The sequence below is a fragment of the Pseudooceanicola sediminis genome, from assembly GCF_003575965.1.
GTDB lineage: Bacteria > Pseudomonadota > Alphaproteobacteria > Rhodobacterales > Rhodobacteraceae > Pseudooceanicola > Pseudooceanicola sediminis.
The window spans coordinates 130,077-144,868 of the sequence record NZ_QWJJ01000011.1; the positions used below are offsets into that span (position 1 = coordinate 130,077).

Genomic DNA, 14,792 nt, shown 5'->3' on the forward strand with positions numbered 1-14,792 from the left:
GCGGTCGGGGGCTTGCCTTGGCCAGCGCCCGGCGTAACAAGAGCCGATGAGCAGAATTTCCCAATCCCCCACCGATCCCGCCTTCGTCCAGAACCCCTACGACTTCTACGCCCGTCAGCGGGCCTCGGGGCCGATGCACGACTGGGACGAATACCAGATGCCCGCCGTCTTCGACTATGACACGGTGAACGCCCTGCTGCGCGACCGCCGCTTCGGCCGCGATTGCCCGGAGGAGTTGAAAACCCCCGTCGCCCCCCATATCGAGGATTTCCATCAGGTCGAGAAATACTCGATGCTGTCCCTTGATGGCGCCCCCCACATGCGGATGCGCGCCCTGACCCTGCGCGCCTTTACCTCGCGCCGGATCGCCCGCCTTGAACCCGACATCATCGAGATTTCCAATACCCTGATCGACGCCTTCCCGACCGGCCCTTTCGACCTGATCCCGGCCTATGCCGCGCAGGTGCCGGTGATCATCATCTGCCGCCTGCTCGGCGTGCCCGAGGCGATGGCCCCCCAGCTGCTGGAATGGTCAAACACCATGGTCGCCATGTACCAGGCCCGCCGCGACCGCCAGATCGAAGACGCCGCCGCCCGCGCCGCCAGGGATTTCGCCGACTACATCCGCGCCTATGCCGAAGAGAAACGCAAAAATCCCGCCGATGATCTGATCACCGAACTGCTCGCCGCCGAGGAAGCCGGTGAAAAGCTCAGCATGGACGAACTCATCGGCACCTGCATCGTCCTGCTGAACGCGGGGCACGAGGCGACGGTGCACACCATCGGCAACGGCGTCGTCGGCCTGCTGAACCACGGCGACGCCCCGCGCTGGCTGACCCCCGAAACCGTCGACGCCACGGTCGAGGAAGTGCTGCGCCACGATCCTCCGCTGCACATCTTCACCCGCTACGCGCTGGAGACGGCCGAGGTGCTGGGCCGCACCTTCCACCGCGGCGATCAGGTTGCGCTGATGCTGGGCGCGGCCAACCGCGACCCCAAGGTCTGGGACACCCCCGAGGTCTTCGATCCTTCCCGTCCGATCAAGACCAATACCTCGTTCGGGGCAGGTGCACATTTCTGCATCGGCGCACCGCTCGCCCGGCTGGAACTGCGCCATACCCTGCCGATCCTGTTCCAGCGCTGCCCCGATCTGAAACTGGTCGGCACGCCGGAATACGCCGACCTCTACCATTTCCACGGCCTTCACAGCCTGATGGTCACGACCTGAGCAAGCACGGACCGCCAAAGCGCGAATGCCCCGCCCTGGTCAGGGGCGGGGCATTTCTTTCGAACGGGTCATTCAAACCCGCAGGCATGTCCCGCAGGCAGGCGTCTCCGGCAAGCTGCCTCAGCAAGCACGCCTGCCCAGGACACGGGTATCCCTCACACGGCCAGCCTCAATACAGCGCGTTCGTCTGCGGCCCCGTCAGCGACGGCAGGACGATCACGTCACATCCATGCACGGCGACCTCGTACAGATGGATCACGTCCTGATCCAACATGCGGATGCACCCCGATGACACGGCCTTGCCCAGGTGCAGCGCGTCAGCGCCGCCATGGATGCGGTACAGCGTGTCGACCCCATTCTCGAACAGGTACAGCGCCCGCGACCCCATGGGGTTCTCCGGTCCCGGATCCATGCCGCCGTTGGCCACCGAATACGGCTCCAGCTCGGGTTTGCGGGCGATCGTCTCGGCCGGCACGTTCCAGCGCGGCCATTTCCGGCGAAACTGCAACCGGGCCGTGCCCGACCAGGAAAACCCGGTCGCACCCACCGCCACGCCATACCGCGTGGCCCGGCCATCCTTTTCGCTGAAATACAGCAGCGCCGCGTCGGGATCGATGATGATGGTCCCATAGGCCTTGTCGGGCCAGGGGTTGTCGACCTCCTGCCGCCAGAGGCGCGGGTCCAGGGTGCCACGCTCGATCGCGGGGATCGGATAGGGTTCGTCGGTGACGGCGGCATAGAAATCGGGCACGGGCGGCGGCGGCACGGCTGGCACGGCCATGCTCACCTCCGGCTCCGGGGCCGTTGTGCAGGCGGCCAGCAGGCCCATGCCACCCAGGGCGACAAAATGACGGCGGTTCAACATTGTTAACTTCCTTTTTCGGTCTGAACGCAGAGGCGATGGATCGCGGGCAGTTCAGGCCGAACGTGGCGGAGATTTCGGAGGCGGCAGTGCCAGTTGCAGCGCATCCAGCAGCAATCGCAGGGTCGCGGCCCGGCCTCCGCTGTCGGGCGGCGGCACCTTCACCGCGCCCGGCAGCACGACATGCGGCCCGCAGACCGACCCCGGCAGATGCGCCTTGCGACACCGCAACCAGCTTGTCAGCACGGCAGAGGGCGCATCGCTGACACGCGCGCCCGTCACGCTGGGTCGGGTCATCGGTTCGGGGTGTGCGATCCGGCCGCTTGCAGCGACATCCATGCCCGCCCGTCCCCCATGGCCGACGTTCCCGCCGCCCAGCGCCAGCCTCTCGGCCTGCAATGCCTTGACGACCTCAACCTCGACGGCGCCGTTGCGCAGGGATGCGGCATTCACATAGGCGCCCCACGGCAAGATGAGGGCCATCAGCAGCAGGGACAGGGTCATCCGGGCAAGCAACATGCCTCGCATTACCCGCATGGCGCCGGAAAAGTCGAGCCTTCCCCCGGGGGCCCTGCCTCACATCCGCGTGAAAATGGCAGCGGATGCACACCCGCAAGGCTGCATTTCGCCCATATCGGCACCGCTCGTCCCCGCCGCGGCTGCACCGTTCAGACACCGCTCGGATACCGTTCAAATACCGACGTGCCAATCTGGCGTTTTCAAGGACTTAGCAGGGATACGCCCCGCGATACCGATGTCGGTACGCGCCACGGCCCCTAAAGCGGCAGCGCCGTGGTCGACTTGATCTGCTCCATCGACAGCAGCGCGGTCACGTTGTGCACCTTCACCTCGGAAATCAGCGCCTGGTAGAACACGTCATAGGCACGCGCATTCTTGACCCGAACCTTCAGGATATAGTCGATATCCCCCGCCAGCCGATGCGCTTCCTGCACCTCTGGGCGGTCGTGCAGCGCCTTCAGGAACGCCTTCTGCCAGTCGGCCTCATGCTCGCTGGTGCGGATCAGGACAAAGAAACAGGCATCGAAACCAAGGCTTTCCGCGTCCAGCAGGGCCACCTGCGCGCCGATGATCCCGGCCTCCTTCATCTTGCGGATACGGTTCCAGACGGGCGTCTTGGACGAGCCCACCTTGCGCGCGATATCATCCAGCGATTGGGCGGCGTCCTGTTGCAATTGCAAAAGGATTTTCCGGTCAGTCTCGTCAAGGCGGACACTCATTCGCTCTTTCCCCATTGTGGTGGAACGGATATCGGCAAGGTGGCGTTGGCTGAAACAGAATTCCTTATTTCCCCGCCCCCATGGCATAGGAACAGGAATATTTCCTATCTTGGGGGTAAGTCAACGATGCGGAAGAATCCTTAGCACATGCGACATTTCCCGATCTTTCTCGACATGGACCGCGCCCGCGTCGTGGTCTCTGGCGGCGGTGATGCGGCGCTCGCGAAATTGCGTCTGCTGCTCAAGACACGCGCCCGCATCACGGTGCATACCACCTCTCCCCTGCCCGAGATATCAGGCTTTGCGCGCGATGGCCTGCTGACCCTCGTCGAGGGCGCTGTCACCGCCGCCGACGTATCCGGCGCAACGCTGGTCTATGGTGCCGACGAAGACGCTGAAATCGATGAACAAACGGCCCAGCTGGCTGAACAGGCCGGCGTGCTGTTCAACATCGTCGACAACCTCGAAGGCTCCGCCTTCATCACCCCTGCCATGGTCGACCGTGCCCCCTTGACCATCGCCATCGGTACGGAAGGCGCCGCGCCCATGCTGGCCCGTTCCATCAAGCGCGATCTTGAGGAACGCCTGCCCGCAGCCATCGCCGACCTCGTGCGCGCCGCGCAGAAATTTCGCCCCGCAGCCGAGGCTCTGCCCTGGGGCCGCGTGCGCCGCACCTTCTGGGCCGACTGGTTCGACCGTGCCGGTCCGGCCGCGCAGAACGCCGGTCAAGACTATGAAAAAGCGCTGCAATCCCTTCTGTCCCGGCATCAGTCCGCTGCGGCTGCCCCCGGTCACATCACCCTGACCTTCACCGGCAGCGATGACCCGGACCTGATGACGCTCAAGGCCCGCAAGGCCCTGCACGACGCCGATGTGGTGGTGCATGACGCCGCGATTTCCGCGCCCGTCCTGGAACTGGCCCGACGCGAAGCCCGCATCATTGCGCTGGCCCGCCCCACCGACGTGCCCCCGCTTCACCAATTGCTTGCGCTTGAGGCAGACAATGGCGCGCATGTCGTTTATGTCGCCGCCAGCCCACTTCCCCGGCATCTCGTGACGGCCTGCCGCCGTACCGGGTTGCCGCTCGACCTCATTCCCGGCATAGCCACGCCGCAAGTGGCCCAATGGAAGGAAACAGCCTGATGCCCCGCCCTTTCACTCCCAAGGTCGTCACGGCCAATGCCCTGCTCGAAGGTGACGTGGTCTATTTCACCACCGACAACACCTGGACCCGCGAACTGACCCAAGCCGAGGTCCTGACAGACGAGGCTGACGCCGACCTGCGCCTGATCGACGCGTCCCGCCAGCAGGATCAGATCGTCGGTGCCTACCTGGCAGACGTCGACCCCACCCCCGAAGGCCCCAAGCCCACCCACTTTCGCGAAGAGTTCCGCCGCACCGGCCCCTCGAACTACTTCCACGGCAAGCAAGCGGAGCTGTAAGATGTACAAGTATTCAGAATTCGACACCGCATTCCTCGCGGAACGCAACGCCCAGTTCCGCGCCCAGGTCGAACGCCGCATCGACGGCTCGCTGACCGAGGATGAATTCAAGCCGCTGCGCCTGATGAACGGCCTCTACCTGCAACTGCACGCCTACATGCTGCGCGTCGCCATTCCCTATGGCACCTTGCGCAGCGCGCAGATGCGCCAGCTCGCCATGATCGCGGAAAAGTGGGACAAGGGCTACGGTCACTTCACCACCCGCCAGAACATCCAGTACAACTGGCCGAAACTGCGCGACGTGCCCGATATCCTCGACGCCCTGGGCGAAGTGGAGATGCACGCCATCCAGACCAGCGGCAACACCATTCGCAACGTGACCGCCGACCATTTCGCCGGGGCCGCCGCGGATGAGGTGGACGATCCTCGCCCCGTGGCCGAGCTGCTGCGCCAATGGTCGACAGATCACCCGGAATTCCAGTTCCTGCCGCGCAAGTTCAAGTTCGCCGTCATCGGCTCCGAGGCCGACCGCGCCGTGATCCGCGCCCATGACATCGGCGTGCAACTGGTCGAACAAGACGGCAAGCGCGGCTATCGCATCCTTGTCGGCGGTGGCCTTGGCCGGACGCCGATGATCGGCAAGGTCATTCGCGACTTCCTGCCCGAAGAAGACCTGCTGCCCTATGCCGAGGCCATCGTCAGCACCTACAACATCCTTGGCCGCCGGGATAACAAGTACAAGGCGCGCATCAAGATCACGGTGCACGAGAACGGCATCGACACCTACAAGGAACTGACCGAGGCCCGCTTTGCCGAGCTCAAGCCCCAGTTCGAGGGCGTCGATCAGGAAATGCTGTCGTCGATCCGGGCGCAGTTTGCCGCCCCCGCCTTCCGCAACGCCCCCACCGACGACTTCGACGCCGCCTACAAGGCCGATCCGGTGTTCCGCGCCTGGGCCGATACCAACCTGGCCGCGCACAAGGTCGAAGGCTACGCCATCGTCTCGATCTCGCTGAAGAAGCACGGCGAAACGCCGGGCGACGCGACAGCCGAGCAGATGCGCCTGATCGCCGACCTGGGCGAACAGTACAGCCACGACGACATCCGCATCAGCCACGAACAGAACGTGATCCTGCCGCATGTCCACAAATCCGACCTGCCCGCATTGCACGCGGCGCTGAAAACGCTGGGTCTGGCGACCGCAAATATCGGCCTGATCTCGGATATCATCGCCTGCCCGGGCATGGACTACTGCGCCCTGGCCACGGCCCGCTCGATCCCCGTCGCCCAGGAAATCGCCCAGCGGTTCGACGCGCTGAAGATGGAGCATGACATCGGCCCGCTCAAGATCAAGATCTCGGGCTGCATCAATGCCTGCGGTCACCACCACGTCGGGCATATCGGCATTCTCGGCCTCGACCGCGCGGGGGTGGAAAACTACCAGATCACCCTGGGCGGCGATGGCACCGAAGAGGCGACGATCGGCCAGCGCACCGGCCCCGGTTTCTCGTACGAGGAAATCACCGACGCGATCGAGCGGATCATCCGGGCCTACCTGGAACACCGCACGGATGCGCAGGAAACGTTCCTCGAGGCCTACCGCAGGCTCGGCGCGGACCCGTTCAAGGCCGCCCTGTACCCCGACAAAGCCGAAGGTAAAGCAAATGCCGCCTGAAGCCGCCATGGATTTCAGCGCGGCCCCCGCCCCCGAGCTGGCGGCCAAGGTGCAGTTGCTGAATGACCGATACCGCCATCACGGCGCCACCTCCGTGCTCGAGGCCGCGCTGAAAGACCCCGACGCGGGGGAACTGACCCTCGTCAGTTCCTTCGGCGCGGAATCCGTGGCCCTGCTCCACCTTGTCTCGGTCATCGACCGGTCGGTGCCGGTCCTGTTCATCGACACGGAAATGCTGTTCCCCGAAACGCTGGTCTATCAGCAGGAGCTGTCGGAACGCCTGGGCCTGAAGGATCTGCGCATCATCAAGGCGGCGGAAATGGACCTGGCCAAGGAAGACCCCGACGGCACCCTGCACCAGTTCGATACCGATTCCTGCTGTGACCTGCGCAAGACCCGGCCGCTGCAAAAGGCCCTCAGCCAGTTCGATGGCTGGATCACCGGGCGCAAGCGGTTCCAAAGCTCGACCCGCGCGGCGCTGCAATTCTTCGAAGCCGACGGCATCGACCGGATCAAGGTCAACCCGCTGGCACATTGGCACCCCGAGGACGTGCGCAACTACATGGAGGAAAACCGCCTGCCCAAGCACCCGCTTGTCGCGCGCGGCTATCCCTCCATCGGCTGTGCGCCCTGCACCTCGCCCGTCGCACCGGGCGAAGACCCCCGCGCCGGACGCTGGCGCGGAGAGAACAAGACCGAATGCGGCATTCACGTCGTGGATGGCAAGATCGTTAGAAATGGAGGAAACGCATGAGCGTTATCGTCACCGATGCAGGCTTTGCCACCACCGATTGGGCAGCCGACCTTGGCGCGCAGGATGTCCTGACGCTCGCCTCCGACACCAACCCGCACACGGTGGATCTGTCGGCCGCGCCGAAACTTGTGCGCGTGGAATTCCCCAGCTCTGCCGACGGGCGTGGATTTACCATCGCCCGCGTTCTGCGCGACCACGGCTATACCGGCAAGCTGCGCGCCACCGGCCACGTCATCGCGGATCAATACGCGATGGCACGCCGCTGTGGATTCGACGATGTCGAGATCAGCGATGACCTGGCCGCCCGCCAACCCGAGGATCAATGGAAATTTCGCTCAGATTGGCGGCAGAACGACTATCAGTCGCGTCTACGCAGGGCCTGAAACAGGCCTGCCACTCTTCCCAAGCCCGGATGAAAAAGATAGAGGTGGGGTGAAAACCCTTTGTGCACAAATGACCGAGACCGCCGTGACAGTTCAAGCCGCCCCCAAGACGCCGACCCTGCCGGACGCCCAGAAAGTGACCTTCGTCAAACACTGGACCGACCGCCTGTTTTCGTTCCGCGTGACGCGCCCGGCCAGCCTGCGCTTTCGGTCCGGTGAATTCGTGATGATCGGCCTGATGGGCCCCGTCGATGAAAAGACCGGCCGTCAAAAGCCGATCCTGCGCGCCTATTCCATCGCCTCCCCCTCCTGGGACGAGGAACTGGAATTCTATTCCATCAAGGTACAGGACGGGCCGTTAACCTCTCGTTTGCAAAATATCCAGGTCGGGGACGAGATCATCCTGCGCCCGAAACCTGTCGGCACGCTGGTGCATGACGCGCTGTTGCCCGGCAAACGGTTGTGGTTCTTCTCCACCGGCACCGGATTTGCGCCCTTCGCCTCCCTGCTGCGCGACCCGCAGACCTACGAGGATTACGAAGAAATCATCATCACCCATACCTGCCGCGAAGTGGGCGAGCTGGAATATGGCGCTCAGCTGATCAAATCCATCAAGGAAGACGAGCTGCTGATCGAACTGATCGGCGCGGAAAACCTTGCCAAGCTGCGCTATTATCCCACCACGACCCGCGAAGAGAGCCCCAAGATGGGCCGTATCACCGACCTGATGCGGTCGGGCGAAGTTTTCAGCGATCTCGGCATCGAACCCATGCACCCGGAAACGGATCGGGCCATGGTTTGCGGCAACCTCGCCTTCAACATCGAGATCAAGGAACTGATGGAAAGCTACGGCCTGAAAGAGGGCGCAAATTCCGATCCGCAGCAATACGTGGTCGAAAAGGCCTTCGTCGACTAGGCCCGTCAAACCGGCATCTCTTGGGGGGCGGCGCGGAACCTGCGCCGCCCTTTTGTTGTTAACCATCGGAAGACGGCGATTTGGCGCTTGAAAACATGGCTGGCCATAGCTACTTTCCCGGCTCAAATTCGATAACGATCAAAGGAAGAAAACCATAGCCCGCAGACCCCACAATGCGCCGCCGACTCGTGAAACTGGCCCGCGCGTAAATGACCGCATCCGCTGCCCCGAAGTCCGCCTGATCGGCGCGGAAGGTGAAAACGTTGGTGTTGTGACGCCCGCCCGCGCGATGGCGCTGGCCGAAGAGGCCGGTCTCGACCTTGTCGAGATCTCTCCGAACGCGGCACCGCCCGTCTGCAAGATCATGGATTTCGGCAAGTTCAAGTACGAACAGCAGAAACGCGAATCCGAAGCGCGCAAGAAGCAGAAGATCATCGAGGTGAAGGAGGTCAAGTTCCGCCCCAACACCGACGTGCACGATTACGAAGTCAAGATGCGCAACGTGGTCAAGTTTCTCGAAAACGGCGACAAGGTAAAAGTGACCCTGCGCTTCCGTGGCCGCGAAATGGCGCACCAGAACCTTGGCCGCGAACTGCTGGAACGCGTCGCGGAAGACACCAAGGAAATCGGCAAGGTCGAGAACATGCCGAAGATGGAAGGCCGCCAGATGGTCATGATGATCGGCCCCGTTTCGCGCTGATCGCACAACTCTCCCAGTTTACACTTATTGTTATGAAATGTAGCGCCCTCCGATTTCGGGGGGCGTTTTTCGTGCAATAGCGGCGGGGCGGTCCAGAATGTTTCGCATGACACGCCTCTGCCGGTCATCGCGACTCGCTACCGACATGACGATGACCCCAATTTCGGATCACGCATCACCTTGCCCCAGGTCCCAGGTCCCAGGTCCCAGGATGAGTCGCATTTCGCAAAAACTACGCTCGGGTCTATTTGCCATGCGCATGGCCGTCAGACGGCTGCGTGGCCAGAAGATAACATTGCCAGACGGCGTGTTGGTCACTGCGAAGCAACCGACGATCAAATGTCGTGGTGGCGCGATAACGATGGAAAATGGTGTACAGTTCCGATGTACCCATCAGCGCGCGCGCATCTCCGCACTGCCGGGCGGCAATATCGTCATAGGCGCGCGCACATTGATCAACAATGGCGTCGCCATCAGTTCCGCGGCGCAGGTTCGCATCGGACCGGACTGTAAATTTGGCGAGATGTGCGTGATCCTCGACACTGACTATCATCAGGTCGACGAAGGCGCGCCGGTCCGGGTCGCGCAGATCGAGATCGGTCGCAATGTCTGGCTGGGACGCAGCGTGATGGTTCTGCCCGGGGTCACCATCGGGGACCACTCGGTCATCGCCAGCGGATCGATCGTTACCGCCGACGTGCCCGAAAAGATGCTGATGGCGGGGGCCCCCGCGAAGGCTATCCGCAGTATCCGGGCCTCGGACAGCTTCAGGCGTCACTAGCCGATCCGCCGCGCCAGGGAGGGCCCTGCGCGATCCCGGCCTCGCGCGCCCGCCGTCACGCCTGGCCAGACGCCGCCAATGCTGCCTTGACGATGTTATGATACCCGGTGCAGCGACAGATATTGCCCTTCAGATGCTCGCGAATTTCGGCTTCCGTGGGTTTGGCGTTCGCGGCCAGCAGTGTATCCAGCGACATCACCATGCCCGGCGTGCAAAAACCACATTGCAATCCGTGTTCATCCTGAAAGGCCTGTTGCAGCGCCGACAACGTCCCGTCCGCAGCGGCCATGCCCTCGATCGTGCGCACCTCCGCGCCCTCGGCCTCGACCGCGAACATGGTACAGCTCTTTACCTGCTGACCATCCACATGCACCGTGCAGGCGCCGCACTGGCTGGTATCGCAGCCGACATGGGTGCCGGTCATGCCCAGATCTTCGCGCAGGAATTCCACCAGAAGGGTGCGGCCTTCGACCTCTCCGGACACCTCTTTACCGTTCACTTTCAGGCTGATGTTCGGCATCTCGCGTCCTCTGCGTTCTGGTTGCTTGGCCGCAGTTAATCACGCTCTGCCGCCGGGGAAAAGGGGCCAGATCATCCCGGCGCAGGGTTCAATCGCCTAGGTCGGGTCGCGCGGCTGCGGGCGCGTCGGAATCTCCATCAACAGGCCGCCCACGCCCATGCCGGCGATGTCGTTTGCGCTGACGGGCACATCGCACAACGTCCGCTCCAACACCCAATCGGCACCATTCAGCGCGGGCGAGCGGGCGCATCCCGGCAGGCCGATCACCGGCACCCCTGCGACATCCCCCAGGAACAGCAGGTTTCCCGGGTCGACCGGCATGCCAAAGCGCATGATCTGCCCCCCGACCTGGCGCACGGCCGCCGGGGCGATGTCATCGGGATCGGAGGTCGCGGAGCCGGTCAGGATCAGCACGGCATCCACAGCGCCACCGCCCAGCACACCTTCCAATGCCTCTGCCAGCGCGGCCTGGTCGTGGCGCACCTCGGCCTCGGCCGTCAGCGCGGCCCCCAGACGGACAAGGCGTGTTTCGACGGCCTTGCGCCCCTTGGCACCGTCGGTCTTGCCCACAAGGGTCTGGATCAGGGCGACCCGCCCCCGCCGTGTCGGGCGCATGGCCAGACACCCCGCCGGTCCGATCGACGCGCAGGCCTGCTCCAACGCGGCTCCGGGCACGGCATAGGCAATGATCTTGACGGTCGCCACCATGCCACGCAGCGCCATACGCTGCCATTCGGGCACCGTCGCCACCGTGATCATCGGATGCAGCGCATTGATCGCGTTGATCCTGTCCGCCCGGATCTCGGCCACCCCCAGGGTGTCGGCAAAGATGTTCACGCGCCCCGTGCTGGCCGGGGCCACGCGCAGCCCCGCCCCCACGGGATCGGGCACCATGGCCGAGGCCAGCCGGGCCGCCGCCACGTCTTCCATCACGTCGCCCGCCTCCAGCCGGGCGGCAGTCACCTCGTCAAGCCCCGCAGCCCGCAACCGTCTGAGTTCCGCATGCCCCAGCACGATGCCCTTGCGCAGCCGTCCGTCCGGCAAGCTCAGCGAATGGGCCAGAACCGCGCCCTCGGCCTGATGCAGCGGCACCGGGCCAAACCTCATGCGCCGGTCCTCAGGACCTGCGTCATCTCGGCAATGATCGACACCGCGATCTCGGCCGGGCTGGCCGCCCCGATGTTCAACCCGATCGGGCCGTGAATGCGCGCAACATCACTGTCGGAAAATCCGGCCTCGATCATGCGGTCGCGGCGCTTGGCATGGGTGCGCGTAGATCCCAGTGCACCGATATAGAACACGTCGGCACGCAGCGCCTCGATCAGCGCCGGGTCATCCAGCTTGGGGTCATGCGTCAGCAGCACCAGCGCGGTGCGCCCATCCAAGCCAAAGGTCCGCACCGCCTCGTCCGGCCAGTCGTTCAGGATCGTCTCTCCCGGGAACCGCGCGGCCGAGCCGAAGCTTTCCCGTGGGTCGATCAGCACCGGGTCATATCCCGCGATCCGCGCCATCGGCACCAGCGCCTGCGCGATATGAACCGCGCCGATCACGATCAGGCGCAAGGGCGGGTTGTGGATGGTGACGAAGGTCACCCCGTCCTCCTCGAACCCTGAGCGATCCATGCGAAAGCGGTCCTCATGCCCGTCGAATGCCAGCGACCGCGCGCCCGTGTCGGGGTTGACGATATAGGCCACGGCACGGCGGGCGGCGCGGGCCTCGACCAGATTGGCCAGCATCGCCTCAGGCAAGGCGGCCCCCACCGGTTCGACCAGAATGCGGATTGTCCCCCCACAGGCGAGGCCGACGGCAAAGGCATCCCCGTCCGAAACACCATATTCCAGCAGGCGCGGCGACCCGTCTTCCAGCGCCTCCAGCGCCTCCATCACCACGGCGCCTTCGACGCACCCACCGGAAACAGACCCCGCGATCTCGCCCTCGCCGCTGATCGCCAATTGGCTGCCGGTGCGCCGTGGCGCGCTGCCCCAGGTCTGCACGACCGTTGCCAGCGCAGCCCGTTTACCGGCGCGATGCCACTGCAAGGCCCGTTCGGGAATATCGTCAAAGAGGTCCATGGCCTGCTCCTGTGTTTGACTGCAACCTAGGTGCAGGCAGGACGGCCTGCAATATGGCGCAAGGTCGGGTGGCACGGGCGGAGGGGGGCCAGTGCGACCTTGCGGCTCTGCGAACAGCCCTTCCAACCTCGCCTCCCCTCGGGTGGCAAGGGATGCAGAAAGGGCCGCCCCGGCAACGGGGCGGCCCTTGGATCAGACCTGAACATCAGGTGTGTCGCGGATCAGGACCCTTGCAACAGCGGGGTGATGCGGCGCACCGAGGCCCGGCGGTTTTCACGGGCCGACGCCGTTGTCTGCACCTTCAGGTCGCTTTCGCCATACCCCTGCACCACCATGTTTTCGGGCGGAACGTCAAAGTATTCGCTCAGCGCCAGGGCGAGGCTTTCCGCGCGGCGATCCGACAGGGCAAGGTTATAGCTCGCTTGACCAACCGCATCCGTATGCCCCTCGACCAGGAACACCTCGGAGGGGTTCTCCGCAATCATGTCGCTCATCGCCTGGCCAAGCGACGCAAGCTCACGCGCCTCCTGCGGACGGATCACGGCACTGCCGGTTTCAAAGTTGATCTGATCAACCGAGATCTCGGGCACCAGCGCCCGCACGGCACGAATGTCGCGCACCTGGCTCAGCGAAAAGCGGCGACCATAGTCCGATTGCTCGGCCAGCGCCTGTTCCAGCGCGCGGGTGTCGCTATCCTGATACTCGACGACCTGCTGGCGTTGCTTGGGCAGATCAGCCACCTGAACGCGATCAAAGGATTGCGTGTCATCGAACAGCACGACCTGCTGGCCATTCTGCAATTCGCGGGTCCGACGCAGCACGGTGCCATCGGCGGCACGAATGGTCACGACGCGCGAACCGTCGTCGCGCGTCACCGTCGTACGGGTCGAACCATCGTTGAAGGTCTCGGTCTGCACATCGCTGCCGGGCTGACGCAGCAGGGCGTCATCGTCCTTCAGCACCACGTATTCGCCGTTGCGCTCGACCACCACCCGGTCACCCGAGTTGGTCACGACCTTGTCGCCATTGTTCATGATCGACCCGACCGCATAGGCCCCGAGGCCCACCAGGGCTGCCTTCGCGATCCCTTCAAAGATATCGTTCTTGCGGTCGCGATCGTCCTTGGCCTTTTGCTCGGCCGCCTGCTGTTCGGCGGTTTTCTGGGCCGGGTCCGCCTGCGGCTGCGCGGCGGCCTGTTCGTTCACGCTGGTCTGGAACTCTTCGTCCGACGAGCGTGCGGTATCCTCCGTCACGGTCTCGGTCTGCACGTCGGCGGCTTCGGCATCCGCAGCGGCGGCGGCTGCCGGTGCGCGCTCCTGCTGGCGGCTTTCCTGTGCTGCGGCCTCGCGCTCGGCTTTCTGCTCGGGCGTTTCAGCCGTGGCCGTTGCCTCGCCCGTCGGTGCGGGTGCCGGCTCGGCTGCGGGTGCTTCGGCAGTTGCCGTCGCGGTCGGTTCAGCCTCGGCCGTAGGGGCCGGTGCAGCCTCTGCCGCTTGCGGGGCGTCTGCCTCATTCGGTTGCGGTGCAATCGCCTCGGCCGATGGTGCCGCCTCTTCCGCGGCTTTCAGCTGCTCCTGCAACTCCGCTTCGGACAGCGGCTTTTCGGCTGCTGCATCAGGTTCAGCGGCATCAGGTTCAACGGCGGCGTCTGCCGTCGCCTCTGCTGCGGGTTGATCCGCCTCGGGCTTTGGCGCCTCTGCCTCTGCCGTCGCGGTGGTATCAGCTTCGGGTGCGGGTGCCTCGGCCGCAGGTGCCTCGGCTGTCGTCGTCACGGGATCGGCGGGGGGATCGGCCTCCGGCGCTGCTTCCTGTGCGGCGGTCGCATCCGCTGCCGGGTCTGCTGCCGGGTCTGCTTCGGCGTCAGCTTCGGGCGGCGTCGGCGTGGCGGTGGCCTCAGCTTCCGCTGGCGCATCCTCGCCGGTCACGAGATCCTGCGCCTCCTGAAGCTTTTTCTTCAGCTCATCCGCAAGGGTATCGCCTTCGGTTTGCTGAACACTGCCATCGGCGTTGGTTTCGACCTGCGCGGTCTGCGCCATCGTCGCGGACGGCAGGGCCAATGCGATGCTGACCGCCAGGGCGGTCGTGCTCTTCAGCGTCGTTTTCTTCAGCAGGGTGCTATTCGTCAACAGGGTCATGGTAATCGTTCCCTTCCTTTACCACCGTCACACGGACGGCCACTCGGAAAGGAAACACGCCGTCGGCGCAAATGGTTCAATTCTGCTTT

Annotated in this window: 16 protein-coding genes; 9 read left to right on the forward strand and 7 right to left on the reverse strand. The window is 64.4% G+C overall.

All coding sequences use genetic code 11. From position 1 onward, the window contains the following. The first annotated feature begins 46 nt into the window (after window positions 1-46). Window positions 47-1,228 (forward strand): cytochrome P450, encoded by a 1,182-nt coding sequence (locus DL237_RS13555; RefSeq protein ID WP_119399609.1) that lies wholly within the window; start codon window positions 47-49, stop codon window positions 1,226-1,228. 169 nt (window positions 1,229-1,397) lie between these two features. On the opposite strand, the gene DL237_RS13560 is transcribed toward DL237_RS13555, so the two are convergent. The 3 genes from DL237_RS13560 to DL237_RS13570 form a co-directional block, all read right to left on the reverse strand. After that, window positions 1,398-2,093: a L,D-transpeptidase gene (locus DL237_RS13560; RefSeq protein ID WP_119399610.1), complete on the reverse strand. Its 696-nt coding sequence runs from the start codon at window positions 2,091-2,093 to the stop codon at window positions 1,398-1,400. 51 nt (window positions 2,094-2,144) lie between these two features. Beyond that, entirely contained in the window at window positions 2,145-2,609 is a 465-nt protein-coding gene (locus DL237_RS13565) for a hypothetical protein (protein WP_119399611.1), read from the reverse strand. A gap of 257 nt (window positions 2,610-2,866) precedes the next feature. Next, on the reverse strand, window positions 2,867-3,328 hold the full coding sequence (locus DL237_RS13570) for an Lrp/AsnC family transcriptional regulator (RefSeq protein ID WP_119399612.1): 462 nt from the start codon (window positions 3,326-3,328) through the stop codon (window positions 2,867-2,869). Window positions 3,329-3,475: 147 nt separating this feature from the next. Between DL237_RS13570 and DL237_RS13575 the strand changes: the two genes are divergently transcribed. The 8 genes from DL237_RS13575 to DL237_RS13610 all read left to right on the forward strand — a co-directional run bounded on the left by DL237_RS13575 (window position 3,476) and on the right by DL237_RS13610 (window position 9,979). Next, window positions 3,476-4,471 carry an NAD(P)-dependent oxidoreductase gene (locus tag DL237_RS13575; protein WP_119399613.1) on the forward strand — a complete coding sequence of 332 codons (996 nt, stop codon included), beginning with the start codon at window positions 3,476-3,478 and terminating at the stop codon, window positions 4,469-4,471. Next, complete coding sequence (locus DL237_RS13580) at window positions 4,471-4,770, forward strand: DUF2849 domain-containing protein (protein ID WP_119399614.1); 300 nt, start codon at window positions 4,471-4,473, stop codon at window positions 4,768-4,770. Before DL237_RS13575 ends, DL237_RS13580 begins: the two co-directional genes overlap by 1 nt. A 1-nt stretch (window position 4,771) precedes the next feature. Further along, window positions 4,772-6,445, forward strand: a complete 1,674-nt coding sequence (locus DL237_RS13585; RefSeq protein WP_119399615.1) for a nitrite/sulfite reductase — start codon at window positions 4,772-4,774, stop codon at window positions 6,443-6,445. Beyond that, window positions 6,435-7,199: a phosphoadenylyl-sulfate reductase gene (locus DL237_RS13590; RefSeq protein ID WP_119399616.1), complete on the forward strand. Its 765-nt coding sequence runs from the start codon at window positions 6,435-6,437 to the stop codon at window positions 7,197-7,199. The genes DL237_RS13585 and DL237_RS13590 overlap by 11 nt, the downstream gene beginning before the upstream one ends. Then, window positions 7,196-7,582, forward strand: a complete 387-nt coding sequence (locus DL237_RS13595; protein ID WP_119399617.1) for a DUF934 domain-containing protein — start codon at window positions 7,196-7,198, stop codon at window positions 7,580-7,582. Before DL237_RS13590 ends, DL237_RS13595 begins: the two co-directional genes overlap by 4 nt. 70 nt (window positions 7,583-7,652) lie before the next feature. Then, entirely contained in the window at window positions 7,653-8,498 is an 846-nt protein-coding gene (locus DL237_RS13600) for a ferredoxin--NADP reductase (protein ID WP_119399618.1), read from the forward strand. Window positions 8,499-8,652: 154 nt separating this feature from the next. Next, window positions 8,653-9,198 carry a translation initiation factor IF-3 gene (gene infC, locus DL237_RS13605; RefSeq protein WP_119399619.1) on the forward strand — a complete coding sequence of 182 codons (546 nt, stop codon included), beginning with the start codon at window positions 8,653-8,655 and terminating at the stop codon, window positions 9,196-9,198. Window positions 9,199-9,451: 253 nt separating this feature from the next. Continuing rightward, window positions 9,452-9,979: an acyltransferase gene (locus DL237_RS13610; RefSeq protein WP_158585643.1), complete on the forward strand. Its 528-nt coding sequence runs from the start codon at window positions 9,452-9,454 to the stop codon at window positions 9,977-9,979. A 55-nt stretch (window positions 9,980-10,034) separates the two neighbouring features. On the opposite strand, the gene DL237_RS13615 is transcribed toward DL237_RS13610, so the two are convergent. The 4 genes from DL237_RS13615 to DL237_RS13630 form a co-directional block, all read right to left on the reverse strand. Then, on the reverse strand, window positions 10,035-10,499 hold the full coding sequence (locus tag DL237_RS13615; RefSeq protein WP_119399621.1) for a (2Fe-2S)-binding protein: 465 nt from the start codon (window positions 10,497-10,499) through the stop codon (window positions 10,035-10,037). A 96-nt stretch (window positions 10,500-10,595) separates the two neighbouring features. Next, window positions 10,596-11,606, reverse strand: a complete 1,011-nt coding sequence (locus DL237_RS13620; RefSeq protein ID WP_119399622.1) for a molybdopterin-binding protein — start codon at window positions 11,604-11,606, stop codon at window positions 10,596-10,598. Next, a complete protein-coding gene (locus DL237_RS13625) occupies window positions 11,603-12,571 on the reverse strand; it encodes an XdhC family protein (RefSeq protein ID WP_119399623.1) in 969 nt (322 codons plus the stop codon). Before DL237_RS13625 ends, DL237_RS13620 begins: the two co-directional genes overlap by 4 nt. Before the next feature lie 221 nt (window positions 12,572-12,792). Beyond that, on the reverse strand, window positions 12,793-14,703 hold the full coding sequence (locus DL237_RS13630; protein WP_119399624.1) for an OmpA family protein: 1,911 nt from the start codon (window positions 14,701-14,703) through the stop codon (window positions 12,793-12,795). Window positions 14,704-14,792 lie beyond the last annotated feature (89 nt).